At 66.4% G+C, this 14,159-nt stretch carries 14 protein-coding genes; 8 read left to right on the top strand and 6 right to left on the bottom strand.

All coding sequences use genetic code 11. The annotated features are described in order from the left end of the window. Positions 1-57: 57 nt before the first annotated feature. From ACFVU2_RS16960 to ACFVU2_RS16970, 3 genes are all read right to left on the bottom strand, one after another. Complete coding sequence (locus ACFVU2_RS16960) at positions 58-687, bottom strand: SHOCT domain-containing protein (protein WP_387876663.1); 630 nt, start codon at positions 685-687, stop codon at positions 58-60. Between the two features lie 9 nt (positions 688-696). Further along, complete coding sequence (locus ACFVU2_RS16965) at positions 697-1,848, bottom strand: McrC family protein (RefSeq protein ID WP_387876666.1); 1,152 nt, start codon at positions 1,846-1,848, stop codon at positions 697-699. Positions 1,849-1,934: 86 nt separating this feature from the next. Further along, entirely contained in the window at positions 1,935-3,701 is a 1,767-nt protein-coding gene (locus ACFVU2_RS16970) for an McrB family protein (RefSeq protein ID WP_387876669.1), read from the bottom strand. A 165-nt stretch (positions 3,702-3,866) separates the two neighbouring features. Between ACFVU2_RS16970 and ACFVU2_RS16975 the strand changes: the two genes are divergently transcribed. Further along, positions 3,867-4,583 (top strand): DUF6994 family protein, encoded by a 717-nt coding sequence (locus tag ACFVU2_RS16975; protein WP_387876671.1) that lies wholly within the window; start codon positions 3,867-3,869, stop codon positions 4,581-4,583. A 57-nt stretch (positions 4,584-4,640) separates the two neighbouring features. Here ACFVU2_RS16975 and ACFVU2_RS16980 read toward each other — a convergent pair whose 3' ends face one another. The 3 genes from ACFVU2_RS16980 to arfB form a co-directional block, all read right to left on the bottom strand. Beyond that, complete coding sequence (locus ACFVU2_RS16980) at positions 4,641-4,796, bottom strand: hypothetical protein (RefSeq protein WP_387876674.1); 156 nt, start codon at positions 4,794-4,796, stop codon at positions 4,641-4,643. A 1,332-nt stretch (positions 4,797-6,128) separates the two neighbouring features. Further along, complete coding sequence (locus ACFVU2_RS16985) at positions 6,129-6,689, bottom strand: dihydrofolate reductase family protein (protein ID WP_387876676.1); 561 nt, start codon at positions 6,687-6,689, stop codon at positions 6,129-6,131. A gap of 36 nt (positions 6,690-6,725) precedes the next feature. Beyond that, complete coding sequence (gene arfB, locus ACFVU2_RS16990) at positions 6,726-7,163, bottom strand: alternative ribosome rescue aminoacyl-tRNA hydrolase ArfB (RefSeq protein WP_387876679.1); 438 nt, start codon at positions 7,161-7,163, stop codon at positions 6,726-6,728. A gap of 78 nt (positions 7,164-7,241) precedes the next feature. Here arfB and ACFVU2_RS16995 point away from each other — a divergent pair, with 78 nt between their 5' ends. The 7 genes from ACFVU2_RS16995 (at position 7,242) to ACFVU2_RS17025 (ending at position 14,140) form a co-directional block, all read left to right on the top strand. Next, positions 7,242-7,466, top strand: coding sequence for an RNA-binding S4 domain-containing protein (locus ACFVU2_RS16995; RefSeq protein WP_387876681.1), 225 nt, complete (start codon positions 7,242-7,244; stop codon positions 7,464-7,466). Between the two features lie 119 nt (positions 7,467-7,585). After that, positions 7,586-7,933, top strand: coding sequence for a LysR family transcriptional regulator (locus ACFVU2_RS17000; RefSeq protein ID WP_387876683.1), 348 nt, complete (start codon positions 7,586-7,588; stop codon positions 7,931-7,933). Positions 7,934-8,340: 407 nt separating this feature from the next. Further along, complete coding sequence (locus ACFVU2_RS17005; protein WP_387876686.1) at positions 8,341-9,588, top strand: extracellular solute-binding protein; 1,248 nt, start codon at positions 8,341-8,343, stop codon at positions 9,586-9,588. A 53-nt stretch (positions 9,589-9,641) separates the two neighbouring features. Further along, positions 9,642-10,520 (top strand): carbohydrate ABC transporter permease, encoded by an 879-nt coding sequence (locus tag ACFVU2_RS17010; protein WP_387876688.1) that lies wholly within the window; start codon positions 9,642-9,644, stop codon positions 10,518-10,520. Then, positions 10,507-11,424 (top strand): carbohydrate ABC transporter permease, encoded by a 918-nt coding sequence (locus ACFVU2_RS17015; protein ID WP_387876691.1) that lies wholly within the window; start codon positions 10,507-10,509, stop codon positions 11,422-11,424. Before ACFVU2_RS17010 ends, ACFVU2_RS17015 begins: the two co-directional genes overlap by 14 nt. 26 nt (positions 11,425-11,450) lie before the next feature. Then, positions 11,451-12,893, top strand: a complete 1,443-nt coding sequence (locus ACFVU2_RS17020; protein WP_387876692.1) for a glycoside hydrolase family 5 protein — start codon at positions 11,451-11,453, stop codon at positions 12,891-12,893. Positions 12,894-12,910: 17 nt separating this feature from the next. Further along, entirely contained in the window at positions 12,911-14,140 is a 1,230-nt protein-coding gene (locus ACFVU2_RS17025; protein ID WP_387876694.1) for an ROK family transcriptional regulator, read from the top strand. Positions 14,141-14,159 lie beyond the last annotated feature (19 nt).

The raw sequence follows: 14,159 nt of genomic DNA on the forward strand, positions 1-14,159 counted from the left end.
TCGTTAGGAGTCATCGCAGCGTTGCCGAAAACGAGACGCTCGGCGCAGCCATGGTACTCAGAGCCGATCCAGCAACTCCGCCTTCTTGGACAGAAACTCCTCTTCCGTGAGGACACCCGAGTCGCGCAGGGCAGCAAGCCGCTCAAGCAGGTCTGCGACGTCGGTAGCGGGCCTGTCTGTCTCCTCCGACCGCTTAGGGACGGGAAGACGATCTCTGATAAGGCCGGAAACCATTGTGAATGCCTGCTCTGCCACGGTCGGCTTCTCCGGTGGCATCGGCGCCACATCAAGCTCTGCGGGGGACGGCTCAGCTGGTGTGGCACGCTGATCTTCGAGAACGAGCTCGAGGTGCTTATACATTCCGTCGGTCAGCTTGATGAGAGATCGCTTGCCGTCGGCCCAGTTGACTCTTATAACGCGCGATCGGTTAATGGAGTCCAGGGTGGCATCGACCGCTGCCGATGCTGCCTTGCCGAAGCGGCCGGGGAGAGTGGCACCTGCGACGGCAACGCCCACTTTGGCGATCGGATTTCCAGTGCCGTCGGTGACGACGTCGTCCCACTCTTCCACATTATCGGGAGTCAGCTTGCGGAACTTCAGCCCGGCTTGCACCACCAGAGTGCTTCCCACAGGCGTCGACACTGTCGCGCCCTTGTAGTCCCCGCCGATGACACGCCCATATCCCATGGCGTTACTCTAGCCACGCCGGGGGACAGCCGACGACGGCGATCTCCGTGTTGCGCTCCAAGGAGCTTCGACTGGAGCGGAGGTCACAATCGCCCCCGCGACGCGGTCGACGCTCGCAAGAATCTCCTCAGGCGAGCCGGTCAACTCAAGAGCGTGGCAATGCACCGTGATGGGAGCTCCGATGATGCTCACGGTCTTGGGCGTCTCCTCGCCGGATGCGTAGACAAGGTGGCCGTCCCGAAGGCCGTACCGTGTGCAGTACGTCGCCATCTGGTAGAGGTCGGCGTTCGGATAGCCGGTCGGCTTTTCTGCCTTGTATTTGGCATCGATCACGGCGTCGATCTGTTCGTGGCGCTGCCAGACGATGTCCGGGCGAACCACTGCATGCCCGGACACGTCGAGCCGGTCGCTTCGCTGGCTGAGCACCCGGCCGCCCGAACTTTCCAGCGACTCTCGAAGCGCGGCAGAGACGAAGTCCTCGAAGACCTGTGCGACGTCGACCAAGAATGCCGACGCAGTGTGCTCACCGACGCTGTGCTCAATGGACGTGTTCGCGAGAATGAGCCGAGCCAGGGATAGCGCGGGCTGATAGTGCTCGTTGCGGCGATTCTCGCGGGTGGGAGGCAGAGGTAGACCGCGAGGCAGCGCCTCGACCTCGACGAACATGCCCCGAAAGTGGAGCAGCTTGCGCCTCGAAGCAGGGTCCAGAAGGGGGAGTCGTAGAAGTCGTTCCAGAGCGGCCGCGAGAATCCTGTTCTCGTCGATGTCGACGGTGAACTCGTCGAATCGCAGTTCGAGCGGTGAGGCGAGCCCTGGCCGTTGTTTGAATTGCTCGACGAAGTCGATCCGCCCGCGCACGACAGTGTCGCTCTCGAGGCGCTCGCGGTACCCCTGGAGGAGGCCCTGTGCGACGGCAACGCTGAGTTTCCGCAGAAACGCGATTGCGATCGCGGGCACGAGGTCGGGTGCGGAGTCGAGTTGCGTGTCTTCCGCCAACCATAACCGGCGGCGCTGGGCATAACCGAATAGGAAGAACAGTCGACTGACAGGGAGCTTTGGACGAATGTCGACGCGGTGTTCGTCGATGGTGAGCGAACCAACTTTTCGGACCTGGCTCACGGTCCAACGACCATCGATGTCTGTAGGGACCACCGATGCCACCTGGCGAGAATTCAGTGCGGATGCGACCGCACGCGGAAGGTCGACCTCCCGCGGCGGCGCCCACTCGTCGAGCTCAATGTGCATTGTCAGGCAGAACGGCGGTCGAGTTCGGCCCTGAGCGCCTTCAACCCGTAGCGGGCGTTCACGTCCACCCCATCGCCGTAGTGATGCTCCGCGAGCAGAGGGAGTACTTCAAACGTCCAGATCTCTTCGAGCCGGGCAGGGCTCAGGTCGCCATCGCGCGCCATCAGGTAGCTCGGTCCGATGCGGAAGTCTCCGTCCTCGATGCGATCGTTGAGGAGCGTGAACAGTACTCCAACCTCTGCTGCGAGATCGTTGGCCTGCAGCCAGCTCGGGAGAACGTCGGCAACTGGCGCTTCTCCGGGATGAAGCTCGATAAAGGCGAATCGCCTGCGCATGGCGGCATCCATGAGCGCGATCGATCGGTCGCTGGTGTTCATCGTGCCGATGATGTACACGTTCGCCGGGAGGGCGAAGGTTGTCTCCGGCTCGTACAAGAGGGTGACACGCTCGTCGCGATACTCGAGAAGGAAGTACAACTCGCCGAAGATCTTGGCGAGGTTGCCGCGGTTGATCTCGTCGATGATCAGGACGTAGTTGAGTTCTGGATTCTTCGTGGCCTCGTCCGCAATCCGCTTCATTGGTCCTGCCTGGAGCGTGTAGGCCAGCGCACCATCCTTCGTGCTGGGCCTGAGGCCCTCGAAGAAGTCCTCGTACGAGTAGCTGGGGTGGAACTGGACGAGTCGGACGCCGCCGTCGCCCCCGGTGATGTGGTCGGCCAGCGCGCGAGCGATGAAGGTCTTGCCAGTGCCGGGCGGGCCGTAGAAGATGATCTGCTTGCGGCGGTGCAAGACCGCCAGAGTCCGGTCGAGCCACTCGGTTCCGATGAAGACCCGCCGTGCCAGTCCCTCGGTCGCCGGTGGGTAGTCAGAGATCGGAGTTGGTGCGAAGTCGTCTGTGTCTTCCGGCTGCGGAGCCTCCTCGGGTCGCCACACCCGGAGGTACTCCTCGTCGTAGAAGTCGAACGGCCTGCCGCCTTTCACCTGCAGGGCGAGTGAGATGCGGTTCAGGTCTGTGTCGATGTCGTCGGCTGTGCCGCCCGCGTCGCCGATGAAGGCGTCCCGGATGGCGAGCTTGTGGTCGGCCGCCACGATGGACTGGAAGTAATCCGGCCGGATCAGATAGAGAAGGGCGTTCCGCTGCGTCGGGAACGACTCGCCCGCGACCTCGTCGCGGATGAAGTCTCGCAGGTGCAGCGGGTGTTCGAGGAGGTCTTCCTGCCGCTCAGGTGAGAGCTGAGTCCACGCCTTCACCATATTGACGATGATCGTCATGGCCTCGTACAACTGGCTGCCCATCCGTGTGCCGGGATTGAAGGCGCCGGCCGGGAATGCGGCGAGGATCGTCTCGGGGATGGTGACCGGGTGCTCCATCAGGCGGAGGACGGCTTCGATCCGGGCCCGCTTCTTCTTCTCGCCGATCGTGCCGATCCAGATGGGGAGCAGCTGCCAGGTCACTAGCTCCGCCATGAGCAGCTTGGCGTCGTCAGACGCATCCTGCAGTTGCAGGGCAAGCTTCTCAAGGAAGGATCCACCTGCCACGTGCGGTTGCTGGACGAAACGGGTCACCAGCTCGTCGACGTTCACCTGCGTCCACACTGCGCGTCCGGGCGCGAAGACCGAATTGCCTCGCCTGAGGCCGGCGTCGACGAAGAGAGCTGCGGCATCGCGCACGGATTGGTCGCCCCGTCCATTGGGGAGGATGAGGGAGGCCAGTTGCTGTTGAAGCTCGGTCTCGTGTTGGACCTGCGTCGGCGTCTCAGCGAAACTCATCTTCGTCCTTTCGATGGCGGCGGGCGGCACACTGAACCATATCGACCGGGATGCGCAGGGCGTCAGCGCTGGGTGCGCGCCCGTACATGGCGTGTGCTGCAGTACCCGCTCCAATAGCCTGTGGGTCAGGGGTCAAGGGTGCCCAAATGGGTGTGGAGGACCGGCATGGACGACGACATCGACATCGACTTCGACCTGCGATCAGACGCGAACGGTCGAGATCCGGACGCTGCAAGCCCGACACTGAGGCGCTACCACCAACTTTTGTGGAGCAAGCCGCTGCCGAACGGGCACGGCCTTCAGCTCAACCCTGGAACTCGCGGTGTCTACCTTCGCCACGAATCCGAGGAGATCGGCGTCCACACCGTGGCCAGCGACACAATCGTGACCTCTCACCGGGGAACGCTCCGCGCGCTGTATCAACTGATGCCGCCGGAGGAGAATCTCGACTTCCATCGACGTGGATACTCGATCGGCGGTTCCATCATCTTCCCGGTAGGAGGCAAGGCACGGGGATGGAGCATCAACCAGCACCGCGGAATGAGTCCACGCATTCGCGATCGATTCGATCTCACACTCGAGTGCATTCGCCGCTTCTACTGGGGAGAGTCGAGTCCGCTGGATGCGACCCTCGACCGCTACCGGGACTTCTTCAAGCTGTTCGTGGACTTCTCCGGGTACGTGAGGTTCTTCCACCTCCAAGACCTCGTCAGCGAGACAGGCGAAATCGCTTTTCTGGCGCCTTTCGACGGCTTCGACGGCGATGCGCTACCGCGGACACTCCCGCAATATGCGGAGTACCGCGACGCCACCCTGCGTTTCGTCGCTGCTCGGAATCAGCGTATCCGGGCGTGGCAGACCGAGGCGATCTCGACCGAGTGATCTTTAGTGGGGGCGCGCGCGGCCTCCTGCGCCGCTCGCAATCAAACCCATGCCGGGCTATCCACCCGGCCGAAACCGCAGCGCCGTCACCCCCGACCGGAACTCCTGCCGATCCACGAGCTCGAGCTGGATCCGCTCCCGCAGCCCGGCAAGCAGCGTCGGCCCATGTCCCGCGAGCACCGGCTGCACGACGAACACGTACTCGTCGATCAACCAGCAGGAGTGTAACCTCGCCGACGAAGACACCTCGCCGGACTCGTTCTTGAGTTTTACGACGGCGTGGCGCAGGTCGCCTCGGGCGTCAAGCAACGGGGCAAACAGCCCGTCACTTGCTATACATCGGGGTCGGTAAGCGCTTGAGTCCGCGAACGGATCTGCGGAATCCGAATCGCCTTGCGTCGGACCACTCTGAACCACAGGTGGGTGGTGAAACGCCGCGAGCATCACTAGATTGTGGGCAATCTAGTGATAAAGGCGTCGTCAGGAGGGCAGAAGTGGCGCGTAAGCCAGGAAGGCGCGATGTGCGCCCAATCGTCTGCCCGGTCTGCGAGCGCACCGCGACAAAGCGTGCGGATGGCACCGTCGTGCCTCATCTGGTCGGGGAATGGTGGTGCTACGGCTCCCGGCGGCGAAACGCGCAAGTAGCTCGGTCGTCGCCGAAAAACATGCAGAATACGGTCGGATGCGCAACGTGTCCGCGCTGCCGACAGCTCGTGGCGGTTGAAGGCACGATTCCTCATCTTGCCCGACACGACGCTCACGGTAGCTATTGCCTCGGTTCACACTCGCGTGTCGCCTTGGACAGTGTCGTCGCTGCTAGGCGTTCCGCATTGGATTCACCGCACAGGGCAACGAGGGCTCAACCACCGGAGCGCGCAAAGCCCGTTGAATCGTTGGCGGTGGAACGTGAAGTACGGCTAGGTAGCGCAAGAGGGCTTTGTTCAGAATGCGGATCGCTCATTCAGCTATCGCTCGACAGCACTCGACACGTCGTATATAGACCGCACAAGAATCGAGAGGGCTTGAAGTGCAACGGGAGCTCTGCATCGGTGAAAGCCGAAACGATTGCGGAACTAGAGCGCGAAGTCAATGCCAGGCTTCCAGAGCTTTCTGCGGCCACGGCAGGTGAATCAGTCACCACTTACCAGCAAGACGTTCTCGCAAGCTCTGAGCGCGACGCTCTGAAGGATCGCGACCGCCCCTACGATTACGGCTAAGTGGAGACTCACTGCCGACGCGGCTCGCCGCAGCGGTGTGCACGGACCAGGGTCGCCGGAGGGAGTAGTCCCATTAAGGACGAAGCGGAACCGCGACAGCTGACGCGCTCACCCTTGACAACAAGGGTCATGACCAACGTTGCCCACAATCGTGTGAGCTTCGATGTGATTGCAGTCATCTCTGTGCGGTCCAAAGGCTCCGAAACCCGAGGATTTTGCGACCTCGCCAGTTTTGGTTGCGGGCGGTCGCAGTTCTTGAGACTCCCTAGGCGCAGCCCCTGGCGACACGAAGGACCTGGCTGGAGACGATAGTCTTTAACGTATCGCGCTACCCGCCGGCCCTAAAACGCAGCGCCGTCACCCCCGACCGAAACTCCTCCCGATCCACGAGCTCGAGCTGGATGCGCTCGCGTAGCCCAGCGAGCAGCGTCGGCCCATGTCCCGCGAGCACGGGCTGCACGACGAACACGTACTCGTCGATGAGCTCGAGGTCCGCCAGAGCCAGGGGGAGCATCACTCCGCCGACGAAGAGGCCCTCGCCGGGTCCATTCTTGAGCTGTTCGACGGCGTCGCGCAGGTCACCCCGGAGCAACTCGGCGTTCCAGTCGACCTCGGGCAGCGTGCTCGAGACGACGTGCTTCCTGGCGCCGTCGATGGTCTCGGCGAAGGGGATCTGCCACGCATCCATCCACGAAGGCCAGGTGCCGGATGTCGGCCGCCGCCAGGCGGATTCCATCATTTCGTAGGTGACGCGGCCGAAGAGCAGGGCGTCGGCGCGCTCCAGCTCGGCGGTCCAGAAGCGCATCGACTCTTCGTCCGGGGGAAGGCCCGCCTCGTGGTGACAGCAGCCGTCGAGCGTGACGTTGATGGCGTAGCGGAGTGGTCTCATCTCGTTCCTTTCGTGGATGCCGGCTGCAGTCGGGTGCTAGTCGTGGGGCGGGCGGCGCAGTTTCTTGATGTCGGTGCGCTGCTTCTTGGCCGTCAACCTGCGCTCTTTGGCGCCGCGGCTCGGCTTGGTCGGTCGTCGCGGAGGCGCGGGCGGGCGGAGGGCGTCGGCGACGAGCTCCACCAGCCGTGCGCGCGCGGCTTCCCGGTTGCGCAATTGGGCGCGGTGCTCGGAGGCCGCGATCGTCAGCACGCCGTCGGCGATGCGATTGCCGAGACGCTCACGAATGCGATCGCGCTGCGAGGGGGAGAGGGCGGCGGAAGCCTCCACATCCCATACGAGCTCCGCGCGAGAGTCGGCGGTGTTCACGCCCTGTCCGCCCGGGCCCGACGACCGCGAGAACCGCCAGGACAGCTCGGACTCGGGGATCGTGAGTCCGGCGTCGACCTGGAGGCCGGGGCGGTGAGCGGCGGGCATGGGTCCATCATCCTCGCGCGCCCGGACCGAGCACCACCGGCATCGAACAGAAGCAGCCGGTGGACTACCATTTCGAGGGTGACTCCCGCACCGATCGACGACATCTCCATCGGCGGCGACGCCATCCGCCTCGGGCAGTTCATCAAGTTCGCGGGGCTGCTGGACTCCGGTGGGGACGTGAAAGAGGCGATCATCGACGGCTATGTGACCGTGAACGGCGAGGTCGACCGCCGGCGCGGGCGGCAGCTGCAGCTGGGCGACGTCGTCACGTTCGAGGGGCGCAGCGTTCGCGTCTGCGCGTGACGACACCAGCCGACAACAGTCGTGACCAGCCGTCGGTCGTGCGGCCCTGTCCACCGACGTACGGTTGAGGTGTGCGCGATCGCGACCCACGCGCATCCACCATCCCTGAAGGGCCTCCTGTGAACATCACCCTGCTGGTGCGCTTCGTCGCCGTCGCCGAGGAGCTGCACTTCCCGCGCGCGGCGATCGCTCTCAACATCCCGCTGGCGTCCCTCTACTCGTCGATCGCGAAGCTGGAGGAGCAGGTGGGTGCGCCGCTCTTCGTCCGCGACTCGGCGGAGACGCGGCTGACGAACGCGGGAGTGCTCTTCCTCGCCACGGCGAAGGACGAGATCGCCGCAGCGCCCGCTCCGGCGGCGAAGCCGGTCGTCCCGGCCGGCGGCAAGGCCAAGGCCTCCAAGGGCAAGGGGCGCGCGCCGGCCGTGAAGGGGCAGCCGAAGCCGTACAAGAAGCGGCAGGGGCGGTAGCCCGCGGCGCCGACTCTCCCGTCGGCGGCTCCGTAGAGCCGAAGCACTAGGGGCGTGACCTGACGGAGGTCCTGGCACAGCCCCCGCCGATCGCCGTCCTGACCGTGCGACGGAACGACCAGACGTTCCGCGCGGATCAACGAGGTGGGCGAAACGACAAGTCCTGGCCGTGTTGGTGGCAGCAGCGGCCATGGCGGTGACGGCCGTCTCATCCGTCCCTGCGGTGAAGGCCGCGGGCGGTCCCTGCGCTGGTCCTCGGTCGTGCTGATCCGCGCCGGGTGGCCGCCGCGAAACGAGGCTGGAATAGCCTCTTGCGCTCCAACTTATCCATACCTTAATCTAAGCCGTAGATAAAGGCGTCAGCACCTGCACCTCACCTGCACTTGCACACCCGAAAGGAAATCTCGATGAAGAGAATGCGCTGGCTCGCCCTGGGCACCGCCGCCCTGGCCGCCGCCACCCTCGCCGGCTGCTCGTCCGCCGGATCCGGCGACGACAAGACCGTCGGCAAAGCCCTGACCGTCTGGGTCATGGGCGACAGCTCCGCCCACTTCGACGCGCTGGTCAAGCCGTTCGAGGAGAAGTCTGGGATCGACGTCAAGACCGTCGCCATCCCGTGGGACAACGTCGACCAGAAGTTCACCACGGCCGTCGCCTCGGGCAGCGGCCCCGACGTGATCCAGATCGGCCTCTCCAAGCTGCGCACCTACGCCGACAGCGGCGCACTGCTCACGCTCGACGACGCGGCGCTCGGCAACTACCCCAACCTCGCGGCATCGAACTTCGTCGACGGCGTCGCGGGCGACGCGACCGCGATCGGCGGCAAGATCGTCTCGATGCCGTGGGTGTCGGACACGCGTGTGCTCTTCTACCGCAGCGACATCCTCTCGACCGCGGGCATCGACGCGCCGCCGGCGACCTGGGACGAGCTCCGCGCGGACGCCAAGACGCTCACCGCACGCGGCGACGGATCGTACGGCTACTACATCCCCCAGTGGGACAGCGCCCTCCCGGTTATCATGACCTGGGACCAGGGCGGGGAGATCGTGGACTCGAAGGGGAAGATCGACTTCGACACCCCCGCGTTCGACAAGGCGGTCGACCTCTACACCGGGCTGTACTCCGACAAGAGCGTCCCCACGAACAGCGACTTCGACCAGACGCAGGGCTTCATCACCGGCACCACGCCGATGCTGGTCAGCGGTCCCTACCTCGCCGCCGCAATCTCGCAGGCCGCCCCCGACCTCGCCGGCAAGTGGAGCGTGACCACCGTCCCCGCGGCCGACAAGGACACCTCGCTGCTCGCCGGTTCGAACCTCGGCGTCTGGGGCTCCACGAAGAACAAGGCGGGCGCGCTCCAGCTGCTCGACTACCTCTCGCAGCCCGACGTGCAGGTCAAGTGGTACGAGGCCGACGGGCAGCTCCCGACGGTGAAGAAGGCGCTCGAGGATGAGAAGCTCGCCGCCGACCCGCTCGTCGCGGTCTACACGAAGCAGCTCGCCTCCTCCCGCCTCCTCCCGCTCGTCCCCAACTGGGACGGCGAGACCGGCAAGGCGCTGCTCGACTCGCTCAACTCGATCGTGCTCACCGGCGCGAACCGGGACGACGCGTTGAAGACCCTGTTCACGACCACCAGCGGAACCTCCGCGAAATGAACCCCGGCGGTGCGCGGCGGCACCGGTCGCCGCGCATCGCCGGCCATGAGGCCATGAAGACCCGACTCGTCCCCTACACATTCGTCGCGCCGGCGATGCTGCTGCTGATCGCCTTCGGCATCCTGCCGATCGCGGTCGCCCTGCTGGTCAGCTTCACCGACATGAACCTCGCCGGGCTCGGCGACTGGTCGCGCATCCAATTCGTCGGCGGCGACAACTACGCCGCACTGTTCGCCGACCCCGCCTTCTGGCAGGCGCTCGGCAACACCGCCCTCTTCGCCGTGATCGGCGTCCCCAGCGTGATCGTGCTCTCGCTCGTGATCGCCCTCGCCCTGAACCGCTCGCAGGGCCGCTTCTTCCGGGCGCTGCGCTCCTTCTACTTCGTTCCGGCCATCACCGCGATCGTCGCGGTGGCGCTGGTGTGGGGCTACCTCTACAACACCCAGTTCGGGCTCTTCAACTACCTGCTCTCGGTGGTGGGGCTCCCGCCCGTCCCGTGGCTCTCCGACCCGACGGTCGTGAAATTCTCGGTCGTGCTGGTCGCGGTCTGGCGCGGGCTCGGCCTGAACGTCATCATCTTCCTCGCGGCCCTGCAGGGCGTGCCGAAGGAGTACCTGGAGGCGGCCGCGATCGATGGCGCCTCCGGCGTGCGGCGCACCGTGTCGATCGTCATCCCGCTGCTGCGCTTCGCGATCTTCTTCGTGACCATCACCACCGTGATCGCGTGGCTGCAGTTCTTCGACGAGCCGTTCGTGCTCACCAAGGGCGGGCCGCTCGGCGCCTCCACGTCGATCGCGCTCTTCCTCTACCAGAAGGGCTTCTCGTCGAGCCAGTTCGGCTACGCGAGTGCGGGCTCCGTCGTCCTCGTCGCGATCATCGCCATCATCACCGTCGTCCAGCTGCGCCTGAGGAGATCCGATGTCGACTACTGAGCTGCTCGCACGCGGGAGCCGGAGCCTCGCCGCCGGCGGAGACGACAGTGCAGGCGGCGACGGCCCCGGTCGGCCCCGCCGCCGCGCTCGCCGCGGCCGCGCCGGGACGATCGTCATCGGCGCCCTGCTCGGTGTGGGGGCCCTTGCCACGGCGTTCCCCTTCCTGTGGATGGTGTTCGCGTCGGTCAAGCCGCGCAGCGAGTCGGTCGCCTACCCGCCGCAGCTGCTGCCGAAGCAGCCGACGTTCGAGTACTTCGTCCAGCTGTTCACCGAGCTCGACTTCGGCCGCTACCTGCTGAACACGCTCATCATCGTCGTGATCTGCATGCTGGGGCTCCTGCTGATGGCCGCAGCGGGATACGGCTTCGCCAAGTTCCGTTTCCCAGGCCGCGATGCTTTGTTCTTCCTCGTGCTCGTCACGATGATGATCCCGGGCCAGGTCACGATGATCCCCAGCTATCTGATCCTCAACGGCATGAAGCTGACGAACACCCTGGTCGGCATCGCGCTCCCGATGCTGGTGTCGGGTTTCGCGGTGTTCCTGTTCCGGCAGTTCATGGCGACGATCCCGACCGAGATCGTCGAAGCGGCCCGGATGGACGGCGCGGGGGAGTGGCGGATCTTCTTCCGCATCATCCTCCCCATGTCGGGCCCGATCCTGGCGGTGCAGGTCGTGCTGACCTTCATCGCCGGGTGGAACAGCTTCCTCTGGCCGCTCATCATCGCCAACGACCAGAACCTGTACACGCTGTCGGTCGGCCTCTCGCTGCTCAACCAGCAGATTGCGACGAACCCGTCGCTGCAGATGGCGGCGTCCACCCTCATGGTCGTGCCGATCCTGATCGTCTTCGTCATCTTCCAGCGCTACGTCGTGCAAGGCTTCGCGCTCTCCGGCCTCAAGTGAGCAATCCACAACCCGTGAAGGACACCATGAACACTCCCGCCCACCGTCAGCCCGCCGGATTCGTGCGCGCCGAGGGGACGCACCTGGTCGACGACCACGGACCGCTGCTGCTGCGCGGCGTCGGGCTCGGCAACTGGCTGCTCGCCGAGGGGTACATGTGGACGTTCGGCGACGAGATGTCGTCGCCGCGGCAGATCGAACGGCGGATCTCCGACCTGGTGGGGCCGGAGCGCGCCGCCGCGTTCTGGCGGCGCTTCCGTGACGAGTTCATCACCGAGCGGGACTTCGAACTGATCGCGGCGCTGGGGTTCGACCACGTGCGCCTGCCGATCAACGCCCGCGGGGTCATGGACGACGACGGCGCCTTCCTCGAGGACGGCTTCGAGCTCATCGAGCGCGCCGTGCGCTGGAGCGAGCAGCAGGGGCTGCGCATCCTGCTGGACCTGCACGGAGCCCCGGGCGGCCAGACCGGCACGAACATCGACGACTCCCCGAACGGCATCCCCGAGCTGTTCATGTCGGCGCGCTACCGGGCCCAGACGGTCGAGCTCTGGCGCGAGCTGGCGCGGCGCTACCGCGACCGCGAGTCCGTGCTCGGCTACGACCTGCTCAACGAGCCGCTGCCGAACGAGTGGCAGCACCGCTACAACGACGACCTGGTCGCGGTGTACCGGGAGCTGACGGCCGCGATCCGCGAGATCGACGACCGCCACCTCCTGATGTACGAGGGAAGCCACTGGGCCACCAATCCGGAGCCGGTGCGGGTGCGCTTCGATGACAACCAGGCCGTGCAGTTCCACCGCTACTGGTGCGCACCCGACGAGACGAGCATCGCCGACTTCCTGCAGCTGCGGGACGACCTGGGCGCACCCATCTACATGGGCGAGGGAGGCGAGAACACGCCGGGCTGGATCTACGCGGCGACGCAGCTCTACGAGCGGCACGGAATCGGCTGGAACTTCTGGCCGTGGAAGAAGCTCGACACGATGACCTCGCCGCTGTCGGTGCGGCCTCCCGAGGGATGGGACCTCATCGCCGATCCGTCGGCGCGGCCCGACGCCGGGCAGGCGGAGCGCATCCTCGAGGGGTTCCTGACCGCTTCGGCCGCCGACCGCTGCGACGTGCGCACCCCTGTGCTGGACGCCCTCTTCGCCCGGCCCGAGCTGCACCTCCCGGCGTGGACGGGCGTGCGCGATGCAGCCGAGACGCCGATCGTCCAGCTCACCCCCGCGGCCGTCCCCGAGGGGATCTGGCACCACACGGCCGGGCGCCCCTACGCCTCCGACGAATATGTGCCGGTCGAGCTCGGCGCGGGATCGCGACTGGCGTTCGGCTTCTCGTCGCAGCCCACGGCGTGGAGCATCGACGCCGACCTGCCGCACGCGGTAACCGCGAGCTGGGAGGGCGGGACGCTGACCCTCGCCGCCGACGAGCGGGTGCTGGTGCGCCGCCTCGAGGTGAGCGTGTGACGGGCTATCGTCGAACCATGAGCGCACAGGCCCGGCCCGCCGGCCCCGCACCCCGGGAATCGGCGACCGTCACGACCCTGCGCCAGCAGAACCGCGCCGCCGCCCTGAAGTTCGTGCTGCAGGAGGGCGAGACGACGCGCGCGGATCTCGCCCGGCGCTGCGGGTTCTCTTCGGCGTCCGCCGCGAACATCACCGCCGAGCTCATCGAGGACGGTCTGATCGCGGAGGTCGGGTCCGTCGCCTCCCGCGGCGGTCGCCCGATCTCGGTCATCGCCCCGCGCGCCGACGGCGCCTACGCGATCGGTGTGGATGTGGGCGAGCGCGGGGTCGCCGTCGAGCTGTTCGACCTCTCGCTGGCCATGGTCGACCGCGAGTTCCGCGGCGGCGGCCGCGAGGAGTCGTACGACGACATCCACCGCGACCTGCAGGATGCGGTGGCGGCGCTGCGCGAGCGCAATCGCGAGCGCTGGCCGCGTGTGCTCGGCATCGGTCTCGGCCTGCCCGGCGTGGTGGAGACGGAGCCCGACGGCTCGCAGGTGCTCTACGCGCAGAGCCTCGGCTGGGAACCCCGCCCGATCCCGCTCGACCTCGATCCCGATCTGCCCGTCTTCGCCGAGAACGGCGCCAAGACCCAGGCGCGCGCCGAGCTCTGGTACGGGGCCGCCCGCGGCATCGACCAGGCTCTCGTCGCCCTGCTGGGCCGCGGCGTCGGCCTCGGCATCATCAGCGACGGCCAGCTCGCGCACGGCGCCTTCAGCAGCGCGGGCGAGTGGGGGCACACCAAGATCCGCTTCGGCGGAGCGCTCTGCCGCTGCGGCCAGCGCGGCTGCGTGGAGGCGTACCTCGGTGCCAACGCCATCCTGAGCTCCTGGCACGAGCAGGGTGGGGCGTTCGACGGCAGCGGGTGGCAGGCCATCGGCGCGCTCCTCACGGCCGCCGAGACCGACCCGGACGCGCGCGGGGTGGTCGACGAAGCGATCGAGGCTCTCGGCGCGGCTCTCGGCAGCGTCGTGAACCTCACCAACCCGCAGCGCATCGTGATCGGCGGATGGGTCGGGATGCGGCTGATGGAGCAGCACGTCGATCGGATCGCCGACGCGGTGCGCCGCAACTGCCTGGACCGGCTGGGCGCCCAGTTCGAGATCGTCCCGGCGACATTCGGCGGGGACACGGTGGCCCTCGGCTCCGCCTTGATGCCGATCATGGCTCTGATCGACACCCCGCGCGCGTCGTTGTTCGCGGTCTGAGCGAACAGCCGGGCGGCCT

The sequence above is a fragment of the Leifsonia sp. NPDC058194 genome (assembly GCF_042883605.1).
Classification (GTDB): Bacteria; Actinomycetota; Actinomycetes; order Actinomycetales; family Microbacteriaceae; genus Leifsonia.

Bases quoted from the DNA above. Each gene is read 5' to 3' on its own strand.
- ACFVU2_RS17005 (WP_387876686.1), top strand. From the start codon at position 8,341: ATGAAGAGAATGCGCTGGCTCGCCCTGGGCACCGCCGCCCTGGCCGCC.
- ACFVU2_RS16975 (WP_387876671.1), top strand. From the start codon at position 3,867: ATGGACGACGACATCGACATCGACTTCGACCTGCGATCAGACGCGAAC.
- arfB (WP_387876679.1), bottom strand. From the start codon at position 7,163: ATGCCCGCCGCTCACCGCCCCGGCCTCCAGGTCGACGCCGGACTCACG.
- ACFVU2_RS16960 (WP_387876663.1), bottom strand. From the start codon at position 687: ATGGGATATGGGCGTGTCATCGGCGGGGACTACAAGGGCGCGACAGTG.
- ACFVU2_RS17010 (WP_387876688.1), top strand. From the start codon at position 9,642: ATGAAGACCCGACTCGTCCCCTACACATTCGTCGCGCCGGCGATGCTG.
- ACFVU2_RS16985 (WP_387876676.1), bottom strand. From the start codon at position 6,689: ATGAGACCACTCCGCTACGCCATCAACGTCACGCTCGACGGCTGCTGT.
- ACFVU2_RS16970 (WP_387876669.1), bottom strand. From the start codon at position 3,701: ATGAGTTTCGCTGAGACGCCGACGCAGGTCCAACACGAGACCGAGCTT.
- ACFVU2_RS17025 (WP_387876694.1), top strand. From the start codon at position 12,911: ATGAGCGCACAGGCCCGGCCCGCCGGCCCCGCACCCCGGGAATCGGCG.
- ACFVU2_RS17020 (WP_387876692.1), top strand. From the start codon at position 11,451: ATGAACACTCCCGCCCACCGTCAGCCCGCCGGATTCGTGCGCGCCGAG.
- ACFVU2_RS17015 (WP_387876691.1), top strand. From the start codon at position 10,507: ATGTCGACTACTGAGCTGCTCGCACGCGGGAGCCGGAGCCTCGCCGCC.